The 1,260-nt window shown below is 40.4% G+C and carries 3 protein-coding genes; 1 reads left to right on the top strand and 2 read right to left on the bottom strand.

Translation table 11 applies throughout. The annotated features are described in order from the left end of the window. Positions 1–51: 51 nt before the first annotated feature. The gene (locus CHB65_RS17195; protein ID WP_143420484.1) at positions 52–354 is read right to left on the bottom strand and encodes a hypothetical protein; all 303 of its coding nucleotides are present in this window, start codon (positions 352–354) and stop codon (positions 52–54) included. Positions 355–433: 79 nt separating this feature from the next. Here CHB65_RS17195 and CHB65_RS17190 point away from each other — a divergent pair, with 79 nt between their 5' ends. After that, entirely contained in the window at positions 434–622 is a 189-nt protein-coding gene (locus CHB65_RS17190) for a hypothetical protein (RefSeq protein ID WP_143420483.1), read from the top strand. Between the two features lie 23 nt (positions 623–645). On the opposite strand, the gene CHB65_RS17590 is transcribed toward CHB65_RS17190, so the two are convergent. Beyond that, the coding region (locus tag CHB65_RS17590; protein ID WP_179213718.1) for a hypothetical protein at positions 646–1,260 on the bottom strand (615 nt) is incomplete at its 5' end.

Below are 1,260 nucleotides of genomic sequence, written 5' to 3'. Positions count from 1 at the left end.
AGTTCCGTGAAATTACGCTTGCCGCCGCCGTCTACAACGTCGAACAAGCCGTCAAACAATGAAACCCGACGCCTTCTGCGGATTCAATGAAGCCGAAAAGAACTTTTTCGGAATGGTCGTTCTATACCCCGGAGCATCCCCAATATCAGAGTTTTTTTGCGTTTTATAGATATCCCTCTTCAACGGTTGGTTAGACACAAGCAGAAATCCGACTCCAATTTCATAAGACCAATAAGCGACCTGGTCGGGATGCAGTATACTCTCCTCAAAAAGTCTCTCAGGAAGACTTACCCTGCCTTCACTCGAAACATTCGCCTCACCCGCATAATGCCATCCGCCGTCAGAATCACTCATACAGCCCACAAACAGCCCAGATCACATAACATTTGAAATTAAGGTCAATTTCATTGCGGCTCTAACCAATTTACCCATTATGTCAGATGCCATTGAAACAACTAACGAATATTCAGGTTATGCTTGCGAGTGGTGGTACGATTTGACTGATTTCAGTGAGAAGGCTCGTGGAGAAGAAGGAGATGTAGCGCATGTCCATAGAGACGACGATCTAAGGGATATGATAGAGTCAAACTACGCGAGCTTTGAGGAAGATAGCTTTCCATAAAAAGCCACTTTATTCTTGATCTTTTATTGTCCTGCCTTTGAACCAAGCATATCAAAGTATTCTTCCTCAGCTTCAATAAATTCTATATCTTCCTTCAAATCCATAATATAATCCGTGAATTCTTGTCTATCAACTTGTTCATCAAGATATACCTGTTCCTCATCTTCATCATATCTACCAATTACAGGCCATTTAAACTCTGGTAGTTCATCTATAGGTATGTTTAATAAGCCGAATGCAGATTCTTCAAACAATCCTCTTTCAGATGCATAATTTAATGCGAGTAAAGCAGGCCTAGCCCTATTCCAATAAAGCTCACTATCTTCACCTTCCAAAATATCTCTATTATAAGACTCAGATACACTAGGATGTACAGCTATGAAAGGGTTGTTATCAAGATCATAACCTCGAAGATTCAACCATCTAGTCGGCAAAGAATTAAATGATATTGCTTCTCTCTGATTCAAATCTTCAAAATCGACGGCTAAGTTCCCATTATCATCTACAAACGTGCTTCCTATTATATCGAATGATCGGCTGTTAGGTCTGTCTCTTAGGACTCTGTCTTCTACTGGTCCTTTTACCGGCCAGTTTGAATCTGTTAGCCATAAACTATCGTTTTTATTGTCTTTATAGTT

The organism is Halorubrum vacuolatum (assembly GCF_900188065.1).
Lineage (GTDB): Archaea > Halobacteriota > Halobacteria > Halobacteriales > Haloferacaceae > Halorubrum > Halorubrum vacuolatum.
The sequence above is the reverse complement of the archived record's forward strand: the minus strand, read 5'-3'. Positions and strand labels throughout refer to the sequence as shown.